At 53.5% G+C, this 19575-nt stretch carries 20 protein-coding genes and 2 tRNA genes; 1 reads left to right on the top strand and 21 read right to left on the bottom strand.

Going from position 1 to position 19575, the window contains the following annotated elements; translation table 11 throughout:
* Positions 1-118: 118 nt before the first annotated feature.
* The 4 genes from murJ to HY768_00135 all read right to left on the bottom strand — a co-directional run bounded on the left by murJ (position 119) and on the right by HY768_00135 (position 3573).
* Positions 119-1681, bottom strand: coding sequence for a murein biosynthesis integral membrane protein MurJ (gene murJ / locus HY768_00150; GenBank protein MBI4725634.1), 1563 nt, complete (start codon positions 1679-1681; stop codon positions 119-121).
* A gap of 548 nt (positions 1682-2229) precedes the next feature.
* A complete protein-coding gene (locus tag HY768_00145; protein MBI4725633.1) occupies positions 2230-2424 on the bottom strand; it encodes a type II toxin-antitoxin system HicA family toxin in 195 nt (64 codons plus the stop codon).
* The gene (locus HY768_00140; GenBank protein MBI4725632.1) at positions 2421-2639 is read right to left on the bottom strand and encodes a type II toxin-antitoxin system HicB family antitoxin; all 219 of its coding nucleotides are present in this window, start codon (positions 2637-2639) and stop codon (positions 2421-2423) included. Before HY768_00140 ends, HY768_00145 begins: the two co-directional genes overlap by 4 nt.
* A 190-nt stretch (positions 2640-2829) precedes the next feature.
* On the bottom strand, positions 2830-3573 hold the full coding sequence (locus HY768_00135; GenBank protein MBI4725631.1) for a hypothetical protein: 744 nt from the start codon (positions 3571-3573) through the stop codon (positions 2830-2832).
* A gap of 164 nt (positions 3574-3737) precedes the next feature.
* Here HY768_00135 and HY768_00130 point away from each other — a divergent pair, with 164 nt between their 5' ends.
* Positions 3738-4085, top strand: coding sequence for a hypothetical protein (locus HY768_00130; GenBank protein ID MBI4725630.1), 348 nt, complete (start codon positions 3738-3740; stop codon positions 4083-4085).
* A gap of 283 nt (positions 4086-4368) precedes the next feature.
* On the opposite strand, the gene HY768_00125 is transcribed toward HY768_00130, so the two are convergent.
* The 17 genes from HY768_00125 to HY768_00045 form a co-directional block, all read right to left on the bottom strand.
* Positions 4369-4445: transfer RNA gene (locus tag HY768_00125), tRNA-Val, on the bottom strand.
* Between the two features lie 276 nt (positions 4446-4721).
* The gene (locus tag HY768_00120; GenBank protein ID MBI4725629.1) at positions 4722-5834 is read right to left on the bottom strand and encodes a threonylcarbamoyl-AMP synthase; all 1113 of its coding nucleotides are present in this window, start codon (positions 5832-5834) and stop codon (positions 4722-4724) included.
* Entirely contained in the window at positions 5831-6370 is a 540-nt protein-coding gene (gene def / locus HY768_00115; GenBank protein MBI4725628.1) for a peptide deformylase, read from the bottom strand. The genes HY768_00120 and def overlap by 4 nt, the downstream gene beginning before the upstream one ends.
* A gap of 9 nt (positions 6371-6379) precedes the next feature.
* A complete protein-coding gene (locus tag HY768_00110; GenBank protein ID MBI4725627.1) occupies positions 6380-7609 on the bottom strand; it encodes a hypothetical protein in 1230 nt (409 codons plus the stop codon).
* 154 nt (positions 7610-7763) lie between these two features.
* Positions 7764-8069 carry a preprotein translocase subunit YajC gene (gene yajC, locus HY768_00105; GenBank protein MBI4725626.1) on the bottom strand — a complete coding sequence of 102 codons (306 nt, stop codon included), beginning with the start codon at positions 8067-8069 and terminating at the stop codon, positions 7764-7766.
* 128 nt (positions 8070-8197) lie between these two features.
* Positions 8198-8632 (bottom strand): cytidine deaminase, encoded by a 435-nt coding sequence (locus tag HY768_00100; protein MBI4725625.1) that lies wholly within the window; start codon positions 8630-8632, stop codon positions 8198-8200.
* 106 nt (positions 8633-8738) lie between these two features.
* Positions 8739-10730 (bottom strand): DUF2723 domain-containing protein, encoded by a 1992-nt coding sequence (locus HY768_00095; protein ID MBI4725624.1) that lies wholly within the window; start codon positions 10728-10730, stop codon positions 8739-8741.
* Between the two features lie 15 nt (positions 10731-10745).
* A tRNA-Arg gene (locus HY768_00090) sits at positions 10746-10822 on the bottom strand.
* A gap of 79 nt (positions 10823-10901) precedes the next feature.
* A complete protein-coding gene (locus tag HY768_00085) occupies positions 10902-12290 on the bottom strand; it encodes an MBL fold metallo-hydrolase (protein MBI4725623.1) in 1389 nt (462 codons plus the stop codon).
* Positions 12291-13041: 751 nt separating this feature from the next.
* A complete protein-coding gene (locus HY768_00080) occupies positions 13042-13656 on the bottom strand; it encodes a hypothetical protein (GenBank protein ID MBI4725622.1) in 615 nt (204 codons plus the stop codon).
* Positions 13657-13722: 66 nt separating this feature from the next.
* Positions 13723-14523, bottom strand: coding sequence for an ABC transporter permease (locus HY768_00075; protein ID MBI4725621.1), 801 nt, complete (start codon positions 14521-14523; stop codon positions 13723-13725).
* Positions 14524-14847: 324 nt separating this feature from the next.
* Positions 14848-15525, bottom strand: a complete 678-nt coding sequence (locus tag HY768_00070; GenBank protein ID MBI4725620.1) for a TlpA family protein disulfide reductase — start codon at positions 15523-15525, stop codon at positions 14848-14850.
* Positions 15526-15662: 137 nt separating this feature from the next.
* Positions 15663-16103, bottom strand: a complete 441-nt coding sequence (gene rpiB / locus HY768_00065) for a ribose 5-phosphate isomerase B (GenBank protein MBI4725619.1) — start codon at positions 16101-16103, stop codon at positions 15663-15665.
* Positions 16104-16311: 208 nt separating this feature from the next.
* Positions 16312-17190, bottom strand: coding sequence for a bifunctional enoyl-CoA hydratase/phosphate acetyltransferase (locus tag HY768_00060; GenBank protein ID MBI4725618.1), 879 nt, complete (start codon positions 17188-17190; stop codon positions 16312-16314).
* Between the two features lie 100 nt (positions 17191-17290).
* Positions 17291-18226 (bottom strand): sensor domain-containing diguanylate cyclase, encoded by a 936-nt coding sequence (locus HY768_00055; protein MBI4725617.1) that lies wholly within the window; start codon positions 18224-18226, stop codon positions 17291-17293.
* On the bottom strand, positions 18226-19122 hold the full coding sequence (locus HY768_00050) for a bifunctional enoyl-CoA hydratase/phosphate acetyltransferase (protein MBI4725616.1): 897 nt from the start codon (positions 19120-19122) through the stop codon (positions 18226-18228). Before HY768_00050 ends, HY768_00055 begins: the two co-directional genes overlap by 1 nt.
* 53 nt (positions 19123-19175) lie before the next feature.
* Positions 19176-19457 carry a GIY-YIG nuclease family protein gene (locus tag HY768_00045; protein ID MBI4725615.1) on the bottom strand — a complete coding sequence of 94 codons (282 nt, stop codon included), beginning with the start codon at positions 19455-19457 and terminating at the stop codon, positions 19176-19178.
* Positions 19458-19575 lie beyond the last annotated feature (118 nt).

Raw genomic sequence — 19575 nt, 5'->3', positions numbered from 1 at the left:
GTTTAGACACTTATTACCAGCCGCAAAGACACCCAGGCACAAAAATAACTATTCACAATTCACCATTCACGATTCACGATTTGGCTTTGATGTGTCTTGGTGTCTTGGTGGCAAAATTTTATAGCGGTTTCTCCGGTTTGGCCGCCGGCCGCAGCATCTTAAACATTTCCATCATCTCGGTGATCCTGAATAATCTGGCCAGCATCAGATAGACCGCTCCCAATACCAGCAGCAGGGCCGCCAGGTAAAATATTTTTGGCCCAAAATGTCCCCCGCCAATCCAGCGCTGCCAGGCAATGCTCAAACCCCAGCCCATCAGGCCGACCAGCAATGAGGCTGCCGTTGTTTTCAGGAGCACCGGCAGCAGCGCCAATAACTTTATTTCCTTGATCCGGGAACTGATCAGCCCCAGGCTCAATACGGCAATCAGGGTATAGGCGGCGACGTGCCCCAAAGCCAGGCCGTTTACGCCCAGTTTCCCCACCACCAGCAGGTTGAAGGCCGAATTGAAGACATTGCCGGTGAAGTTCAGGATCATCGGGGTCCTGGTGTCCTGCAGGGAATAAAAAACCCGGTTCAAAAAAAGATACAATGTGAACGAGAACAAGCCCAGCGAATACAGGGACAGCACCCGGGCCAGCATCAGGCTGTCGGCGGCCTGGAAGCGCCCATGCTGCATCAGCGACTGGACGATGGGGAAACTGCAGGTGATCAGCGCCGCCATTGACGGGATGATGCCGAGCGCGCTCCAGCTTATCCCCCGGTGGACGGCGCCGGCGAAATCCTGCCATTCCTTCTTGGCCGCCATTTGGGAAAGCCCCGGCAGCAGCACGGCCCCAATGGACACCGCCAGCAGCCCGTGGGGCAGGATGTAAAAGGCGAAGGCGTACTGCAGGGCCGAGACCCCGCCTTCAATGCCGATGGCCAGGTTGTTCTGGACGCTTAGGTTCAACTGGTTGAAGGCCACGTATAATATCACCGGCAGGGAAAGTTTGAAGGTCTTGACCACCGCCGGGTGTTTGAAGTTCACGGTGCCGTGGTATTTAAAGCCGCAGGCTTTAAGGCCGGGAAGGAGCAGCAGCGCCTGGGCCAGCGCCCCGAAGCTGGTGCCGATGGCCAGCCCGGCCGTACCGAACCAGGGGAAAAGTTTATAAGCGAACAGGGCGGCGATGACCATTAGATTGTTGGCTACCGGGGCATAGGCTACTGCGGCGAATTTCCCCCGGGCGTTTAAGATCCCCCCGCCGATGGCCGAAAGCCCGTAGAAGAAGATTTGGGGGATGAATAACCAAAAGAAGAACAGCGCCTGTTCCCGGGTGGCGGCCAGTGCCTTGAGGGTCTGGAGGTAGACCAAAAGGGGCGCGGCCGCAAAGCACAGCGCAGTGGTGGCGGCCATCACTATCAGTCCGACGTTGATCACCTGGCTGATGTTGAGCCAGGCCTCTTTTGGATCGTGTTCCGAAAGCTGTTCCACGATCACCGGGATAAACACCGCCGAGAGGATCCCGCCTAGGATCAGCTCGTAGATCATGGTGGGCAGCACATGGGCCAGGTTGTAAGCGTCGGCCAGGGGGGTAAAGCCCAGCGCCGCCCCCAGCGCCGCCCATTTGACGAACCCGGTCAAGCGAGAGAATAGGGTGCCCAAGGACATCCCGGCTATGGATTTCAAGATTTTGCTCATGTTAAATGATTATACCTTATTTTGGGGCGAGGCTCAAATGTTTTTTTGACCTCACCCCTCCCCCCATTCGTTTGCCATAATAAACTGCTCCACTCAGTGCAGGCCCTCTCCTAACGTTCAGCCTACGTAGCAGGCAGCAATAATAATGGCTACTACGGCGAAGTGGGCCATTAGGAGAGGGTCGCCGACTTGTCCGCCCCCGTTTTGTAACGGGGTAAACTCCGCTTTAGCGGAGGAGGAAAGGCAGGGTGAGGTCAAAAGAAACCGTCCTGCGGGCTACCGCAGGACGGTTGGGCCTGATCCCTGGGCCGGATGAATATTTCTAAATAACTTTCGAACTCATCCCCTCTGTGTCCCCTTCTCTTAGACAAATTCGGACTAACATGATGCAAGAGAAGGGGAAGTGAAGGGGTTGAGTTTAGAACCTCCAACTCTCTTATAGTTCTTTCCTGAATAGATGGGATAATCATATATTTCTAACCCCCAACCCTTAGCCACGACCTTAGTTGCCACGACCTTAGTTGCCACGACCTTCAGGTCGTGGCAATTCAAACCAACTTCTTACATTCTACATTTAGATTCTTCAGAATCTTCTTTGCCAATGGCTCCTTGATCTCCGGGTGCCGTGGAACCGCTTCCGCAACCCCGCTTTTCGGATTGATCCAAAGAGCATGAGAACTGCCTTCCCGCTTTAAGTAACAGCCGGCCATCCGCAATTTGCGTTCCATATCCCGCCGTTTCATCCAATCAGCACCGTATCCTGAATGGCATCCTCGGGCAGGCCGCGCAGGATGTCCGCCTTGCGATCTTCCAGAATCAATTCAATAGCTTGCCGTAAACTATTCTTTGTTTCCTTGATTGTCTCGCCTTGTCCGTTGGCTCCAGGCACCTCCGGGCAAATAGCCCAGTAGCCGCCCTCAGGGGCGGCTTCAATAATAGCAGTGAATTCTGCTTTCATTGAATCCCCTTTTCTTAGAGTTTATCCTTAGTTGCCACGACCTTAGTTGCCACGACCTTAGTTGCCACGACCTTAGTTGCCACGACCTTAGTTGCCACGACCTTCAGGTCGTGGCGGTCTTGGGGTGTAGTGAAATCTATTTGGCTTTAGCCAAAAGCAATAGTTGCCACGACCTTAGTGGGGTGTAGGGCTACTTCATCTTCTTCCTGGCCCTGGTCTCCGCGGCCTTCTTGGGCGCCCCCCTTTGGGCCTTGGTCTTTCCGCTCCGGGCCAGCACCCCAATCTTCTCCAGATATTCCCTCTTGTTCCTTAAAGCCACCTTGGCGATCTTGATGAACACGGACATCCATTCGTTGAGGGCATTCAAAGCCGCCTGCTGGTCGCGGGCTGCGTTCTGGGCCTCGCCCTTGGCCGCTTCCTGGGCCTGGTTCATCTTGTCCAGGGCCACTATCTTCAGCCGCTCGGCCGCCAGCTTGGCCTTGGTATACCCATAATCTGCCAGCTCACCCTCGCCCTTGGTGGGCAGATTGACGTCCGGCCCGGCGGCATTGTCGAACAGAACATAGGCCGCGGTAAGAAATCCGTCGGTGGTCTTGGGCATCTTGCCGTGCAGCCCCAGGGCCTCCAACCGGGGCTTGTCCTTATGCCAGATGGCCCGGGCTATCTTGGCCAGGGCCTGGTAGACGTCGTAGGCGTTTTTGGTGATCTGGTTCACTTCGGAGGTTTTGTACTGTTGTTGGCCGGAAAGGGCCTTGTGGACGTTAAGCGACAACCGGGCCGTTTCGTAAAGCTTTTGGCCCTCCTTGATCCTGGCCACGGAAAAACCGTATTCGGCCATCGGCTTATGAATCCTGGGGTCGGTCAGGGTGTTGGAGATGGCCACCTGGGCCGAGTTGAGCTGGGCAGCGATGGTGCGGCTGGTTTTGACGGGCATACGAGCCTCCTTAAGTGTTGGGGTTTATGGTTTTGGCCTAACCCTATATCCCTTCCCCGTGAGGAAAGGGAATTGGGGGAGGTCAGTTTGGTTTTGTTAGGGTAAAATATGCTTTTGTTCCGGTGAAATGCCCAATTGTCCCGGTGAAATATGGAATTGTTCCGGTGAAATGTCCGTTTGCACTGGTGAAATGCCCAATTGTCCCGGTGAACAATGGTTTTGTAAAGGTGAAATATGGAATTGTTCCGGTAAAATACCCGTTTGCACTGGTGAAATGCCCATTTGCACTGGTGAAATGCCCAATTGTCCCGGTGAACAATGGTTTTGTAAAGGTGAAATATGGAATTGTTCCGGTGAAATGTCCGTTTGCACTGGTGAAATGCCCAATTGTCCCGGTGAAATATGGAATTGTTCCGGTAAAATACCCGTTTGCACTGGTGAAATGCCCAATTGTTCCGGGGAAATATGCTTGTGCAGAGTTGAAATGTTGGTTTAAAGCCGTTAAAACGTAATAAACAGGCCTGCCGAAGCAAAGAGAAGGGGCAAAGCCAACACTGCCTGTCCGCCGACTTGCTTGCCCCGCCCCGCCCCGCCAGCAAAGGCGAGGCTCTGGCGTGCAGCGGGGCCATGGGTTGTGGCGGTGGTTCGCCGTAGTAGCAACGAAGGAGGAAGCAAGAGTGTCGGTGGAAGTATTGCCTATATTAGACTTGCGAAGTGGGGTTGAGTTAGTTAGCACCTATACTTTACTGGTTGCTTCCTGAGTGAAAGGGACTATCAAATGAATTTATTAAGCTCTGGTGGGCAGTACAGGATTTGAACCTGTGACCTCTGGTATGTGAGACCAGCGCTCTAACCAACTGAGCTAACTGCCCGACTACAAAGAATTGCTTCCTCGCCCCGTTGTTTTGCTCGAATAATATTATTGCTGCGTCATCACCTCGTAAGCCATGTCTGGAGCCATCTCGGCGCAGGCTCTGAGATTGGGACCTTGCTATGCTTCCGAAGGACGCCAGGATTTTTTCCCTTCACAAAAATCACGAAAATATTTTTCGCATATTTCGCGGGCAAGCCATTACAATATGTTAAGTATACCAAAAAATAAAAATGTATTCAAGTTTTTGGTTGGCCGGCTCGTTCCCGGACTTTTTTCAAGCCAGGATCTCTTTTATCTTCTCCAGCACATCCGGCATTTCCCGCATTATCAGGTCCAGGGTCTTGGCGTAATCCTCCAGGGTCCCGCCGATGGGATCGGGAACTCCGTCCGCCGCCAAAAGCGATACCAGGGCTTTGGGGTAAAGTTTGAGGATATCCTGCCGGTGGCTTTCCTCCATGGCTATGATGATGTCAGCCTGTTTTATCAAGCTGTCCGTCAGCGTCCGTGAGCGGTGGCTGGAGATGTCAAAGCCGCATTTTTTGGCGGTCTCCTGCCCCTTGTCAGTGACCGGAATCCCCGGCAAAGCCCTGGTGCCGCAAGAGCGGACCGTAACCTTGTCTTTCCACTGTTTGGGCAAAATATGTCTGAGATGTCCTTCGGCCATGGGACTGCGGCAGGTATTGCCGGTGCAGACAAACAGCACTTCAACTTTTTCCTGCTTTACCGGCAGCCGCAAAAGGTCTGATAATTCCTGCCGGCCGATATCGCCCCGGCGCAGAACTACCGGATGCTCCCGGGACAGGTCCAGTACCGTGGACGGGCGGCAGCGGGGCAGCGTCCCCCCGTCCAGGATCAGGTCCACCGGGGATTTGAATGATTCCATCACCTGCTGGATATTGCAGGATTCCGCGGCCCCGCTGACATTGGCGCTGGTAGTGGCCAGGGGGCAGTCCAATTGATCCAGGATGGTCTGCAGCGCCTGATGCTTGGGAATCCTGATGCCGATGGTGCCGTTTTTATCCAGTCCCCATTTTTTAACCTGGGCCGAAGCCTGGAAGACCATGGTCAAAGCCCCCGGCCAATAGACATCTATCAGCTTCTGGGCATATTCCGGGATTTGCCGGGTGGCCTGGGAAAGTACCCGAAAATCTTTTATGAAAAGGATCAGGGGCTTGGAAAAGTTCCGCCCTTTAAGCCGGTATATTCTTTTGACGGCCCGAAGCTGGTCGGCCCGGCACCCCAAGCCATAGACGGTATCGGTGGGAAAGGCCATCACCCGTCCCCGGTTCAACGCCTCAACAGCTTGGGCCGCGGCTTCGGAAAGACTGGCGCCGTCTTCATCCAGCTTGATTACCTGTCCTTTGACATGGCGGAAAATATTTCTCATCGGACTTTGTCCCCGGTTTTGGCAATCAATTCCTTGAGCCGCTTTTTTAAAAGCTGGCGTTTGATTGGGCTCAGGTGATCTATGAAAAGCACCCCGTTGAGGTGGTCCAACTCGTGCAGAAACACCCGGGCCAAAATTTCGGAAGCCTCCAGCTCCAGCGGATTGCCGTCCCGGTCCAGCCCGGTGACTGTCGCGGTTTGGGGCCGGGCCACCTCGGCGTACATTCCGGGAAAGCTTAAGCATCCCTCCTGATAGACGGCTTTTCCGTCGGAAGCCTGCAGCTGGGGATTTATCAGTATCAGCGGCTTGGCCTGTTTTGAATCCAGGGCCGGCAGGTTGATGATGCAGAGGGCCAGCAAATGGCCCACCTGGGGCGCTGCCAATCCCAGCCCCCGGGCCAAAGCCAGTGATTCGATCATCTGGCCGGCCAAAGAGATCAGCGAACCGTCGATGTTCTTTACCGGCTCGGCCTTTTGCCGCAGCACCGGGTCGCCGTAGATTCTGACGGGCAGTATTTTTTGCTTTTTCGTATCCATTTGCAGGGACTAAAAACTATATCCGGCGCTTACAAAAATTTCTTTTGATTTATATCTTTTGGTGGAAGAAATAACCTGGCGGTAGGCGCAATCCAGCGCCATATTTTTATACTGCCAACCCAGGCCCAAACTGCCCTTCAAAATTCCAGCCGTATTAGAGCCCCCCGCCCTAATGAGCAGATCTTTTCTTGCAGCGATCTGTATCCCTGCGGCCAAGCCGCTGGTCTCGGTCGTGAATTCAAGTTGGCTGGGGTATATCCCGGGATAAACCATCGGATAAGCAATAGTCCCATTATCAGATCCCCCTTGATACATGTAACTTAACAACAGACAGGTCTCCTTTGGATCGCCAAAAGCTGCGGCCAGTCTTAGCTTCCAACCCAATTCTACCTGGTTCCAGAAACTATAACTGTAAAGAGTATCCTGACCCACCGTGTCGTTATAGGCATAATAGGAATAGTTGTCCCAAAGTTCTTCGCCCTCAAGGCTGGCGGCGGAGGCCAAGGTAAACCCCAGGGAGATATCATTGGCGGGCTTGGCTAATAAGCCTATCTCCAGGCCGGACCCTGTAGCCTCAAGGTTGCTTCTTTCCCAATTTACCCAGAGGTATCGCCTGATGTTTATGGAATCATATTGGTATGATCTCCGGTCAATACTGAAATCGCTGTTGTATATTTGGGCCTGATAAAAATGCACCGCAAAACCTCCGTAAATCTTATCTTTAGCCGATACCGCCATAGACAATGTAAAACGATCAGCCTGGAAATTGCATTTATATGGTATGCTGTAATCCTTCCACGCCAAAACGGTATCGTATTCCCTAATTCTCCGATAGGGACGGGAATATCCTCCAGCCAGGGTAAAGTTGCGCCAGCGGAAAACTCCCGCGATAAAATCAAGGCCTTTGATCTTTTCCGACCAGGGATATTCGTTCTGATAATATCCCCAGGGATCCGCAGGCGAAGTTTCATGAACAACCGGAACAACTGGCGCTCCCTTGGCCGAGCATATATATAATCCCGCAGCAAAGCACTTTTTCTTTATCTGTCCCAATCCCGCCGGATTATAAAATATGGCTGCCGGCTCATCGGCCAAGGCCGCATCGGCCCCGCCGAGGGCCGCTGATCTGGCTCCAATTATGCCAGGCTCTAAGTTCCAGAATTCTGAGGCCGCGCTCAAGCTGAAAAGCCCGAGGAACATTAGAATAACCAGATTGAGCGCCCTAAAAATCTTGTTCATAGAAGACCTCCCGCACCCCGCTTTCCTTCTTCCCTGCTCCTTGTGTTGAGCTTATCGCAGCAAGGAGAGGATCGCGAGATGTCTGATATTGGTTAACAGCCTGATGATAGTGATTAAATTGGTTGCGCCGATTAAATCAAAGATATGATCGCGCTTACTTTTCTATTTTGACGCTGACCGTTGACTTCTGCACTTCGATCTTGACGTTCTCGTCGATCTTGACCACCACTATGTTCCGGGCATCGTCCACCCCCACCACCGTGCCGTGGATGCCGCCGGCGGCCACCACCTTGTCTCCCTTTTGCAGGCCCTTGAGCATCTGGGCGTGTTTTTTCTGCTGGCGCTGCTGGGGCAGGATCAGCAGGACGTAGATGATGACGAACATGATTACTATTGGCAGCAAGTTCAGTAAACCGCCGCCGCTCTGCTGGCCCTGGGCCGGGGCTCCCGGCTGTCCCATGGCAAATGCTATGCTGAACAAATCGTTCTCCTTATGTTTTATTTTTGGTAACTATTCAGCCACAAAGGCACTATGACACAAACACGATTGACGATTTACGATTAACTGCTAACTAAACAATTAACGGATTAAGTGCCTTGGTGGCTATTAAAAGTTTTCAGTGATTTTGGCCCGAAGCAATTAGGCAACAGTTCCTTTAATTTTCGCGATTTGACCATCCCTCTGGCCCCGGCCATGATCACCAGCATCCCGGGACTGAATTCGCTCAGCACCTGGCGGCAGGCCCCGCAGGGAGCCGTAGGTTCCGGGGAATCGGAGTGAATAGCTATGGCCTTGAACTCCCGCTGGCCATCGGAGACGGCCTTGAATACCGCGTTGCGCTCGGCGCAGCAGGTCAGACCGAAGGAAGCGTTTTCCACGTTGCAGCCAAGGTAGACCTGGCCGTTTTTAGCCAGCAGAGCCGCGCCCACTTTGAATTTGGAATACGGAGCGTAGGCCTTCGACCGGGCTTCCCGGGCAAACATAACCAAGTCCTTAGCTGATAGCCGATAGGGTTTAGGCATTTTTGATACTCACCATAAGCGCGCGCAACATTTTACTGACTTCTACAATCAAACTTTGGATAGTGATATATTTCTCTGGAGTACAATAACACCAGACCATATTCTGTCACTGCTTGATCTCCATCCTGTAGCTTTTAGGTCCGCCGGGAGTGAACATCTTTAGTCGTTCGATATTTTCCCGGGCCGTCTGGTTGGACGAATCAAGCTCCAATACCTTATTAAAGGCCGACAAGGCCGCCTCCACCCGGTTCAACCCGGTGTACGCCCCTCCCAGCCCCAGATAAATCAAGGGGCGTTTGTCGTCATAGCTTAGCGCCCTCTGGAAATACTGCAGGGCTTCAGTATAATGCATGTTCCAAGCCAAATATATTCCCCGCTGATAAAGCAGGTTGGGATAGGTTTTGTAAAGCAGTCTTTCCCGCTCCGATAATTGCAGAGTATCGACGGCATTCGTTGTCTGACAGAATAACGTGTCGGTCTCGAATCCGGTCACAATCCCAGGCAGCTTAAGGCGGTACAAAAGCCCTTCGGGCACCCGTTCATAATTAAGGGCCAGCTGGGAGTAATCCCCTTTCCTGTCAGCCCGAGTCAGATAGGCCGGCATATCGTAATAATTGCGGAGCGCCAGAGCATTCAGCAGATCCTGATACCGGTCCTGGAGCTCGGCCGGATCATAGGCCTGGCCGTGCTCAAAGAGATACAACTGGGGCAAGAAGGCTTCTATCTCCGGCCGGCAGGATTCATAAAATTCCGGGTACTGCTTTTCCAAGTAAGAATAATACCAACTGCGCCTCAGCAGTTCTTTGTCAACCAGCGCTAAATCGGAACGAAGCCCCTGTTGATGTTGCAGATATAGGACCGGGGCGTAGATGTCCCAGTTGTCGGTCAGGATCACGGCGTTGGACCCGGCCGACACCAGGATATCATTGGCAAATTCGATAGTAAAGTGATCCCGGCTGCGGTCGGCCTGCCGCCAGTTAGCTGCGGGCACTGTTAAGGATAATGCCAGTGCGGCCCAGCAATATATGGCGGACCCCTTGGCGTTTATTTTATCGGTTAATAATTCAGATAATGCCTGCAATCCGAAAGCGGCAGCAATGCTCAGAGCGGCCAGGGCCGGCAAAAAATAAGCCGCGATATCAGGGATGCTGTAGTTTATTCCGTAAAATACCGAGGCCAGAATGACTGCGGCTAAAGCCGCCAGCGCCCTCTTATTTCTTATAACTAACCAGATAAAGCCGGGAACTGCCAGCCAACTGATGAATATCCAGGGCTGGTTGGCAGCGATTTTCAGAAAACGAACAAGGTTGTGCCACAGTTCCGGGAATGAATTATTGAGCATCCATACCCGGTACTGGCGTCCGGTAACATGTCCCAAAAACCTTGGCCAGTTTGAAGGATCGCCCCAGTTCATAAGAGGGTCATTGATCGCGCGCAACGGCAGATACAGATAGACCGAGAGGCCCAGTAAAAAAAGGACAACCGGTAACAATATTCTTTTCCAATTGGTGATAATGGATTTATTCAATACTATTATCAGAACTCCGGACAAATACCATAAATGGCTCAAGTGGTTTCCCCAACCAAGTCCGGCAATGAAAGCAATCAGAGACAATAATCTGAAATCGTTTTCTTTTTTGTATCTCAGCGACAACCAGATCAGCAATATGCCTAATAATGATGTCAGTCCGTAGACCTCGATCACCGTAGCCTGATCCCAGACCACCGGCGAGAAGGCCCATAACAGGCTTCCAGCCAGGGACAATACCGGCCTTATTCCCAACTGTCCGAGCGTGAGGAATAAAAGGGCGGCGGCGCAGGCCCCTATCAAACCGGAAAAAATATTCAGCCGGTAAGCCAGATCGCCCCAAAACATCAGGGTGATCCATATCTTACCCAGCAGGGTAAAAAGGGGATATCCGGTGGGATGGGCTATTCCTAATGTTTTTACGACCAGGGACAATTCTCCGGAATCGATCGACCCGATGGTGGGAGCCGCCGTAAACATATAGACTGAGGCGACAACAAAAAAGACGAGCCAGGCCCCCAGCCGGGGATGAATGCTCGCCGTTTTTAAAATGGTTGTGATACTGTTCATACTAAAGTGGTTTTATGGTGCGCCTGACCCGAGTTGAACGGGTAACCTCCGGCTTCGGAGGCCGGCGCTCTATCCAATTGAGCTACAGGCGCGTTACAGTTTACAGTTTGCGATTTGCCGTTTACCACTTATGATTATAACTTTACCGGTTGCCGAAAGTCAAGAGTTTAATCATAATTCCATGGTCTGACCGGAAACCGGCACTTCCACTTTGTAATTCAAGTCTTTAAGATTTTGGGCAAAGCTTAAGGACTGTTTTTCCTCGCCATGGACCAAAATAACCTGTCCCAAGCCCCCCTTGGCCTGCTGGACGAAACCCAACAATTCATTTTTGTCGGCATGGGCCGAAAATCCGTTCAGCACCTCCACCTGGGCCTTGACCTGGTGCTCTTCTCCGAAGATCCTGACCGCAGGCCATTTATCCACTAACTTTTTGCCCAGGGTCCCCTCGGCCTGAAAACCCACGATCAGCACGGCGTTCCTGGGATCCTCCACCGAGTTGCGCAGATGATGCAGGATGCGCCCGGCTTCGCACATCCCCGAAGCCGAAATAATGATGGCCGGCTCTTTGAGCATATTGAGCCGCTTGGAGTCCTCGGCGGCGGACACATAGGTCAGGCGCCCGAAACCGAAGGGGTCATCATGGTTGATAATCATTCCCCTGGTCTCGGCGTCAAAGCATTCGGGGTGCAGCTTAAAGATGCCGGTAACGTTGACCGACAGCGGGCTGTCCACATAGATCGGCACCCGGGGCAGGGCCCCGGCCTCGAACATCTTGTGCAGTTCGTAGACTATTTCCTGGGTCCGCCCCACCGAAAAGGCTGGGATGATGACCTTGCCCCGCCGCTGGCAGACCTGGCGCACCAGGTTTTGCAGTTTCAGCACGCTTTGTTCTATGGGATTATGCAGGCGGTCGCCGTAGGTGCTCTCCATCATCAGGTAATCGGCCCCCTCCGGCTGGTAGGGGTCGCGGATGATGGGCAGTCCCTTCCGGCCCAGGTCTCCGGTGAAGAAGAATTTTTTGGTCTTTCCGCTCTCGATTAGCTCCAGCTCCACCATGGCCGAGCCCAGGATATGCCCGGCGTCGTGAAATATGGCTTTGACTCCCGGCAGGGGACTGAAAGTTCTTTCGTAGGAATAACTGACGAAGGCATCCAGGGCTTTTTCGGCGTCGCTCATGGTGTAGAGCGGCAGTTTTGGAGGAAGCCCCTGCTGTTTTCGCTTTTTGTTGACGAATACAGTGTCCGATTCCTGGATATGGGCCGAGTCCCTTAGCATCAACCCCAGAAGATCCCGGGTGGCAGAGGTCATGGAAATGTCGCCGGCATAGCCCTGCTTGACCAAAGTTGGGATATTGCCGCTGTGATCCAGATGGGCATGGGAGAGTATCATGGCGTCTATTTTGGCTGAATCAAACGGCAGTTTCTGGTTCTGCTGTTCGCTTTGCTCCCGGGGCCCCTGATGGATGCCGCATTCCAGTAAAAGTTTTTTGCCGCCCAGTTCTATCACATACATCGAACCGGTGACGGTGCGGGTTGCACCGTGAAAGGTGATCTTCATTGTCCTCAGATATCAGTTCATAATTGCCGTTTAGTTATTACCGGAAAAAAGCGTTAATTATAGCTTACTTAAAACAACAATCCGCGTAAACATTGAGTTTCAGGGGGATCGTCCTATAAATATTTTTACAAATCATTTGAATTATCATGGTCGCAGGCTATCGATTCTTTTGATAATACCGTCTATTGTTGCTTTTGATATATACGCTGACGGAAGGTTTAACACGTTCTTATTATGTCAACGCGTTCCTTGTCCCTGTTGAGATCTACCCTATTGATGTGCCAAGGGTCTTTTACCCCCAGCAGCCTTGTGTAGAATTGTTTTTCATCCATGAACACATTATATCACAACATATTGTGGTTACCCACAGAAACACGCGAAGCGGCATTTTTTAATGTTACTTTCTGTACCGCCAGAAAGTAACCAAAGAGCTCGGCCGCGCACCTCCCGGGATAGCAAATATATCCGTGGCCTCCCCGCCCTGGCGGGGTTAACGGCCACTCTGACATTCCCGTCCGCTGAAGCGGCCATTTACCGGGACCAAGCCCAGGTTCGCTTCAGCGCTGCTGCCTGGCAAAAGCTGCCGGTTTTCCCGACAAAGGAGGGAAAAGAGTGTTTTGCTTTGATTTTACCATATTTCGTGATCAAGACATTCAGGCAGCCGGATATCATAACTTCAAGGCGGCACTGGGCGAAAGTTCTCTTTGGAGCTTTCTCTACAAAGAGAAAGCGGAGAATAGTTTTTACAATATCATTTCTTCAAAACAAACCCGGCATCGGTGATATATACCATAAAGGTATCGGGACCAGAATGCTGGAAGGCGGCTATCCCCTGTACCGCGTCAATCAGAGGCAGTTTTTGTCCGTAGCGCAAAAGAGCTCCCCAGTATCCCGGCTCCTTGACCAATTGGTAATTGCAAACCGTGGTGGAATCGGGCGATTCCCATCGCCCGGAAAAACGGGTGATCCGGTAATAGGGCTTGGCCCCCAGAAACCTCAAAAAAGGCTTCCAGCGCAGGATATACCCCTGGATCATCCACTGGTCCCCGGCCAGGGGGAAGACGTGCCTGGCGCCGGTGGTTTCGTCGGTGAAGCGCATCTGCAGACCGTTATCAGTCTTGAACGCAGTGACCGTTCCGATGAGCTGGTCGTTGCTCAAAAGGCTGTAGGTACGGGCGAACAGGGACAGCGAAAACATAGTGGCACCGGCCAGGAGCAGGATCAGGAAGAACAGGAAACCGCTCCACAGCGAGCCCAGGCCGATCTTTTTTTTGATCTTCAGGGCGATGGAAGCAACTAAGATGATAACTGCCAAGAGACCAAGTCCCAGGCCTAACAACGCGGCGTTTTGGGCGAATGTGTCCATGGTTTTTTATTCCCCCAACAATTAGAAATCTCTTTAGTGGTGTCTTGGTGGTTTAAAGATTCCGGTTCACCCGAATATCCAGGCCGAAACTATATAATCAAAGATCAGTATCAGCACCGCCGCGGTGACCACCGCCTTGGTGGCGGCCCGGCCTACCCCCTCGGCCCCGCCCTCGGTGGCAAAGCCGTGAAAGCACCCGGAGGTGGCGATGATGATGCCGAAGAATATTGATTTCACTATGCCCCCCATCAGGTCCTTGGTGTGGAAGTGGAACCTCAGGCCGTCCAGATAGACCTGGGAGGAGATGCCCACCGAGACCGTCGCCACTAACCAGCCTCCGATCAATGCCACGAAATTGGCAAAGATGGTCAGCACCGGAGACATCACCGCTCCGGCCACGAACCGGGGCATCACTAAGAAGGACACCGGGTCAATGGCCATGGTCTCCAGGGCGTCGATCTGCTCGGTGACCCGCATAGTTCCCAACTCGGCGGCGATGCCCGCCCCCACCCGCCCGGCCACCACCAGCGCGGTCAGCACCGGGCCCAGCTCGATCATCACCGCCCGGGCGATCCCGGTGCCCAGCCAGATTGGCGGCGCCAGCCCCTGCAGCTGGTAGGCGGCCTGGACCGCGGCTACCATCCCGGTGAAGACGGCCGAGAACAGCACCAGCGGCAGGGAATGAACCCCCATCACCACCATCTGCTGGAGGATCAACTGGAAATTCTTGAACACATGTCTTAAGGCCAGAATGATCCGGCCGAATAAATAAAAGGCCGAGCCCCATTCCTGGAAATTGTCCAGGGTGACTTGGCCTATTCCGGCGAAAATTTTAGCCGGGTATTTATTGTGATTTCGGGATGGCATGAAACTTATTTACTGGCTTTCATTTTGCTGTTGGGTGATGGTTGGGATTTTAAATTACGTCCTTCACTTTTTCTTTGTACAAAAATATACTGAATCTGTACAGGCTTTTGACCCTAACCGCGACTTCGCTGATTCATTATTGTACAATAGCATATTGCTGGTAAGTCTCTTTGAAGCAGATAGATAAACTCCGCAGATATATAAGGATGCTGCTTTGTAGCATTTAAGGCCAATGTCTTTGATTGATAAATAAAGACGTCGTTTAGCAAATAAATAAGTTATAGCCGGTGCGCAGGGTGCGTTTTTCCTTTGAGAAAGCTAAATTTATCCACTTTTTTTAATCTTGCCTTTCTTTCCCTTGACCTTGGGCTTGGCCTTGGCCTTGGCGGTGTCGGCAATCGCGCTGTCGGGCGACTGCACTGAGCCGGGCCGAAGTGTGACGGCCAGACTTTCGGGCTTGGTCTTGCCCAGCAACAGATTGAGCTTGGCCTCCAATTCTTTCTCGTAACCGTCCACAAACCCGGCGTGGTATTCTGCGATCCTACCGGCCTTATCCACCACCGCCAGGGTAGGCATGTTGTTGGCCTGGTACTTCTTGGCCGTCGCCGAGAACTCGTCGTGCAGTATGGGCAGCGAGATCACCCACTGGAAGATATAGGCCTCCACCGAATCCTTGGGTTCGCCCACGTTTATCAGGTAAAAACGGATGCTGTCCTGGGAGAACTTGGAGGCCATCTCCTGCAGGCAGGGGATCTCCTTTTTGCAGTTCTCGCACCAGGTGGTGAAAAAGCTTAAGACCACCACGTCCCGCTGCTGGCGGGTGCGGGGAGTGCGGGGCTGGCCGCAGTAATCCCGCAGATAAAAAGTGGAGCCGCCGTCCAGGTTTTTCAATACGATGGGGGGAGCCGGGGCACCCACCTCCAGTCCGGGCTGGATTTGGGCTTCCAGCGCCGGAGCTGTAAACGCCAGCAGGGCCAGGTAAAATTTCAGAATATTTTTCATTGAATGATTTCACAATTCTTTTTAGTTACTGACAAGTTATATTCTATGCAATATTCGTGAGGAGTATGCCAAACCAGTAAAGAAAATTTTCCTGGCTTTCCTGGCTTCCTTATAGTTTTAATTTTCCCAGGTTAATTTTATTCGTTTTCGTATTTTTTTATTTTGTCCACCCGGCGCTGATGGCGCCCCCCTTCGAACCCAGTCTCTAACCAGACCTTGACGATCTTGGGCACCAGCTGCAGGTCGATGTAGTCGGCCGGCAGCACCAGGATGTTGGCGTCGTTGTGCAGCCGCGAGTAGCGGGCCATGTCCGGGGTCATGGCGATGGCCGCCCGCACCCCCTTGACCTTGTTGGCCGCGATGGCCATGCCGTTGCCGGTGCTGCAGACCAGGATGCCCTTGTCGGCCTCGCCCTTGGCCACCGCCCGGGCCACCGGCAGGGCAAAGTCGGGATAGTCGCAAGGCTCCCGGTTTGCGGCCCCGAAATCTTTGAATTCCAGATTGTCCGGGGAAAAGGCGGACTTGATCTGCTCTTTTAAGGCAAATCCCCGGTGGTCGGCGCCGATGGCTATCTTCATAACGATTCTCGTGATGTTTGATTAAGGATAAGATATAACCCGGTTAAAGTCAATAGAAACCTGCAAAACGATGTTTAAAATGTCACGCCAGAACCTCCAACAATGTTTGAACGTTTAAGTGTTTAACGGTTTGAACATTTCAAACGTTTCAAACATCGCCCGGCTTTTATCATTGCTTCTCAAACGCCCCAGGCCCTTGCTCCGTGCGTTATTTGGCCATCAGGGCCGAAAGTACTATGGACATGAACTTGGTCTCGTCGGAATCGGTGCGCGAGGTCAGCACTACCGGGGCGCTGGTGCCGATGACCATGGCCGCCAGCTCGGCGTGCGCCAACTGGGCCAGGGTCTTGTACAGGATGTTGGCCCCGTGGATGTCCGGGCAGACCAGGATGTCGGCATAGCCGGCCACCGGCGAGTTGATGCCTTTGCCGGCCGCGCATTCCGGGCTGACCGAGGCGTCCATGGAAAGCGGCCCGTCCACGATGCAGCCCTTGATCTGGCCCCGGTCCGCCATCTTGGCCAATTGAGCGGCCTCCAGAGTGCAGGGCATCTTGGGGTTGACCTTCTCCACCGCCGCCAGCACCGCCACCTTGGGGGTTTCTATTCCCAGTTTGTGGGCCACCGAAACGGCATGGTTGATCATGGCCACTTTTTCATCGAAGGTGGGATAGGGTATCTGGGCCGCGTCGGTGACGATCAGCAGCCGGGGATAATTGGGGACCTCGAAGGCCGCCACATGTGAGACGGTGCCTCCGGTGGTCAGTCCGGTCTCCTTGTTCAGATAGGCCCGGGCATAGACCGCGGTGTCTATCAGCCCCTTCATCAGCATGTCGGCCTCGCCTTTCTTGACCATCTCCACCGCCCGGGCGGCCGCCTTCTTATAGTCGCTCTCGTCGATCAGGGTGAATATTTTAGGATCTATCTTGTGTTCCCTGGCCAAAGCCTCGGTCTTTTTCTGGTCGCCGATCAGGATGGCCTGGGCCAGCTTTTCGTTGACCGCCCGGGCCAGAGCGCCGAGGATGTCGGGATCCTGGCCGCAGGCCACCGCCACTCTTTTCAAAGACCCGCCCTTGACCAATTCCGCCATTTGTTTCAATGAAGTGATGGGCGCCACTTTTTCTCCTCTGGTTGCAATTATGTAAAAAAGTTATTATGCCGGGGTAAATATTGGGTCCCAAGACCAAGCATCAAGTTACGAAAACCGCATTCCGGCCGGATTTTTTAGCCCGGTATAGAGCCTTGTCCGCCCGGTCTATCAGGCTTTCCGGACTTTCGTCCCTGGCCAGCTCGGCCACTCCCAGGCTGATGGTGATGTTGAAAGGCCATAGTTTCTCCTGGTGAATCAGTTTCCACCTTTCCACCGACTGCCTCAGGCGTTCGGCTATCTCCACCGCAATCTCGGCCTTGGTTTGGGGCAGCATGATCAGGAACTCCTCGCCCCCGTAGCGGACTGCCCGGTCGTATTCCCGGATCCCGGCCTGCAGCTGTTTGGAAACTCCCTTCAGCACCTCGTCCCCCACCTGGTGGCCGTATTCGTCGTTGACGTGCTTGAAATAATCCAGGTCGCAGAAGATCAGGGAGAGCGGCAGACCCAGGCGCTTCGATTTTTTCAGCTCCAGGTCCAGCTCCATCTCTATCTTGCGGCGGTTCAGCAGCTCGGTCAGGGGGTCCAGGGCGGCCAGCCGGGAAAGAAGCTCCGAGGCCTTGGCCTCCTCCTCGTAGATGCTGGCATCCCGGAATATCTGGACCGCGCCCTGCAGGTTTCCTTGCCCGTTGTAGACCGGCGACGATACCGCATCCACCGGGATCCGCCTGCCGTCCTTGTTGCGGAGGTGCACTCTCTTCTGGCTGTTCTTGCCGTCTTCGATCGCCGCCAGCAATGGGCAAAGTTTATCGCATAACCGCGTGCCGTCTTCTCCGATGTGGCACAGCCCTTCATCGCGGTCACATTTCTGGCCGACCATATCCTGGGCTGCGTAGCCAGTGATCGTTTCGGCGCCTTTGTTCCAGTATAGGATGCGCCGCTTGGCGTCTACGTAGCTGACTTCGTCGAACGTCTGGTCAAGCAGGGCCTTGAAACAGTCGTCGGGCAGCGGCGCCAAGATATGCCGGTGGGCAACCATCAGCAGCTGACCACTCCCAAAGCGATGGAATTTATCTTCTGCTGCTTGGAGTCGGAGCGGGAGAGCATCACCACCGGCTTGGCCGCGCCGGCTATGATCCCGGCCGCCCTGGCCCCGGCCATGTAGATCAGGGCCTTGGCGAAGATGTTCCCGGCCGCGATCTCGGGCACTATGAAGATGTCGGCGTCGCCGGCTACCGGGCTTTTGACCTTTTTGTGGGCGGCGGCCTCGGATGACACCGCCAGATCCAGGGCCAGCGGGCCGTCCACCAGGCAGCCCTTGATCTGGCCGCGTTCGGCCATTTTGGATAGCTCGGCCGCGTCCATCGTCTCCGGCATCTCGGGGTTGATTACCTCGACCGCGGCCAGCACCGCCACCTTGGGCTTCTCCATCCCCATCTTGTGGGCGATCTCCACCGCGTTGTTGATGATGTCGATCTTAGCTATCAGATCTGGTTTGACGCACATGCCGGCGTCGGTCAGGAAAAATATCTTGTGGTAGCCCGCCACCTCCATCAACGCCACATGCGACAGCAGCCGCCCGGTGCGCAGCCCCGCCTCCTTGTCCAGAACGGCCTTGAGGAAGGTGGCGGTGGCCACCAGGCCCTTCATCAGGAAGTCGGCCCGGCCGGATTTGACGGCGGCCACCGCCGCCCGGGAGGCCTCGGCCATGTCGATGATGTCGTTGATTTCCCATGTGGCGATGCCGACCTTGGCCCTGGCCGCCGCCTCTTCGATCGCCTTTTTGTCGCCGAACAGCAGCGGCTGCGCGATCTTCTCCTGATGGGCGATGGCTAGCGCCTCGAGCACCACCCCGTCCTGGGCCACGGCCACGGCCACTTTTTTCGGCCCCTTGGCCTTGGCCTCAGTCATCAGATCGGAGAAGGACTTGATCATTTTCTATGCTCCTAAAACTACCTGTCATTCCCGCGAAAGCGGGAATCCAGTGATTACCGTAGATCTTTATACAGGTCTTTCCAATCCGGATTTATTTTTTCTATCAGTTCAATTTTCCATTTACGGTTCCATTTCTTAAGTCTCTTCTCTCGCAGGATAGCGTCCCCGATATCCTCATACGTTTTGAAATAAACAAGCATTTGAACGTTATACTTCTTGGTGAAGCCCTCGACAAAGCCCCCTTTGTGCTCCCTTACTCGAAGTATCAGGTTGTTAGTCACTCCAATGTACAATGTCCCGTTCTTTTTGCTTGCTAGCGCAAGTTTCCTAGTTATTTGTAAAAACAATTCACAACTGCTTGTTATTCAAGGTGTTTTAAAAAACAAAATGTATTATACAACTGATAGTTGATATTTTTCCAAATCAAAAAGAGCACACAGTTTCTGTTGTGTG

It is taken from the genome of candidate division TA06 bacterium, from assembly GCA_016208585.1.
In the GTDB taxonomy this organism is placed as follows: Bacteria; Edwardsbacteria; AC1; order AC1; family EtOH8; genus UBA5202.
Note: the sequence above shows the minus strand (reverse complement) of the source record. Positions and strands in the feature narration are given on the sequence as shown.

What these genes read in the sequence shown, in the direction of transcription:
- HY768_00060 (MBI4725618.1), bottom strand. Translation starts at nt 17,190, where the DNA reads ATGGCGGAATTGGTCAAGGGCGGGTCTTTGAAAAGAGTGGCGGTGGCC.
- rpiB (MBI4725619.1), bottom strand. Translation starts at nt 16,103, where the DNA reads ATGAAGATAGCCATCGGCGCCGACCACCGGGGATTTGCCTTAAAAGAG.
- murJ (MBI4725634.1), bottom strand. Translation starts at nt 1,681, where the DNA reads ATGAGCAAAATCTTGAAATCCATAGCCGGGATGTCCTTGGGCACCCTA.
- HY768_00095 (MBI4725624.1), bottom strand. Translation starts at nt 10,730, where the DNA reads ATGAACAGTATCACAACCATTTTAAAAACGGCGAGCATTCATCCCCGG.
- HY768_00055 (MBI4725617.1), bottom strand. Translation starts at nt 18,226, where the DNA reads ATGGTTGCCCACCGGCATATCTTGGCGCCGCTGCCCGACGACTGTTTC.
- HY768_00100 (MBI4725625.1), bottom strand. Translation starts at nt 8,632, where the DNA reads ATGCCTAAACCCTATCGGCTATCAGCTAAGGACTTGGTTATGTTTGCC.
- HY768_00085 (MBI4725623.1), bottom strand. Translation starts at nt 12,290, where the DNA reads ATGAAGATCACCTTTCACGGTGCAACCCGCACCGTCACCGGTTCGATG.
- HY768_00145 (MBI4725633.1), bottom strand. Translation starts at nt 2,424, where the DNA reads ATGAAACGGCGGGATATGGAACGCAAATTGCGGATGGCCGGCTGTTAC.
- HY768_00075 (MBI4725621.1), bottom strand. Translation starts at nt 14,523, where the DNA reads ATGCCATCCCGAAATCACAATAAATACCCGGCTAAAATTTTCGCCGGA.
- HY768_00110 (MBI4725627.1), bottom strand. Translation starts at nt 7,609, where the DNA reads ATGAACAAGATTTTTAGGGCGCTCAATCTGGTTATTCTAATGTTCCTC.
- HY768_00050 (MBI4725616.1), bottom strand. Translation starts at nt 19,122, where the DNA reads ATGATCAAGTCCTTCTCCGATCTGATGACTGAGGCCAAGGCCAAGGGG.
- HY768_00135 (MBI4725631.1), bottom strand. Translation starts at nt 3,573, where the DNA reads ATGCCCGTCAAAACCAGCCGCACCATCGCTGCCCAGCTCAACTCGGCC.
- HY768_00120 (MBI4725629.1), bottom strand. Translation starts at nt 5,834, where the DNA reads ATGAGAAATATTTTCCGCCATGTCAAAGGACAGGTAATCAAGCTGGAT.
- HY768_00070 (MBI4725620.1), bottom strand. Translation starts at nt 15,525, where the DNA reads ATGAAAAATATTCTGAAATTTTACCTGGCCCTGCTGGCGTTTACAGCT.
- HY768_00080 (MBI4725622.1), bottom strand. Translation starts at nt 13,656, where the DNA reads ATGGACACATTCGCCCAAAACGCCGCGTTGTTAGGCCTGGGACTTGGT.
- yajC (MBI4725626.1), bottom strand. Translation starts at nt 8,069, where the DNA reads ATGGGACAGCCGGGAGCCCCGGCCCAGGGCCAGCAGAGCGGCGGCGGT.
- HY768_00140 (MBI4725632.1), bottom strand. Translation starts at nt 2,639, where the DNA reads ATGAAAGCAGAATTCACTGCTATTATTGAAGCCGCCCCTGAGGGCGGC.
- def (MBI4725628.1), bottom strand. Translation starts at nt 6,370, where the DNA reads ATGGATACGAAAAAGCAAAAAATACTGCCCGTCAGAATCTACGGCGAC.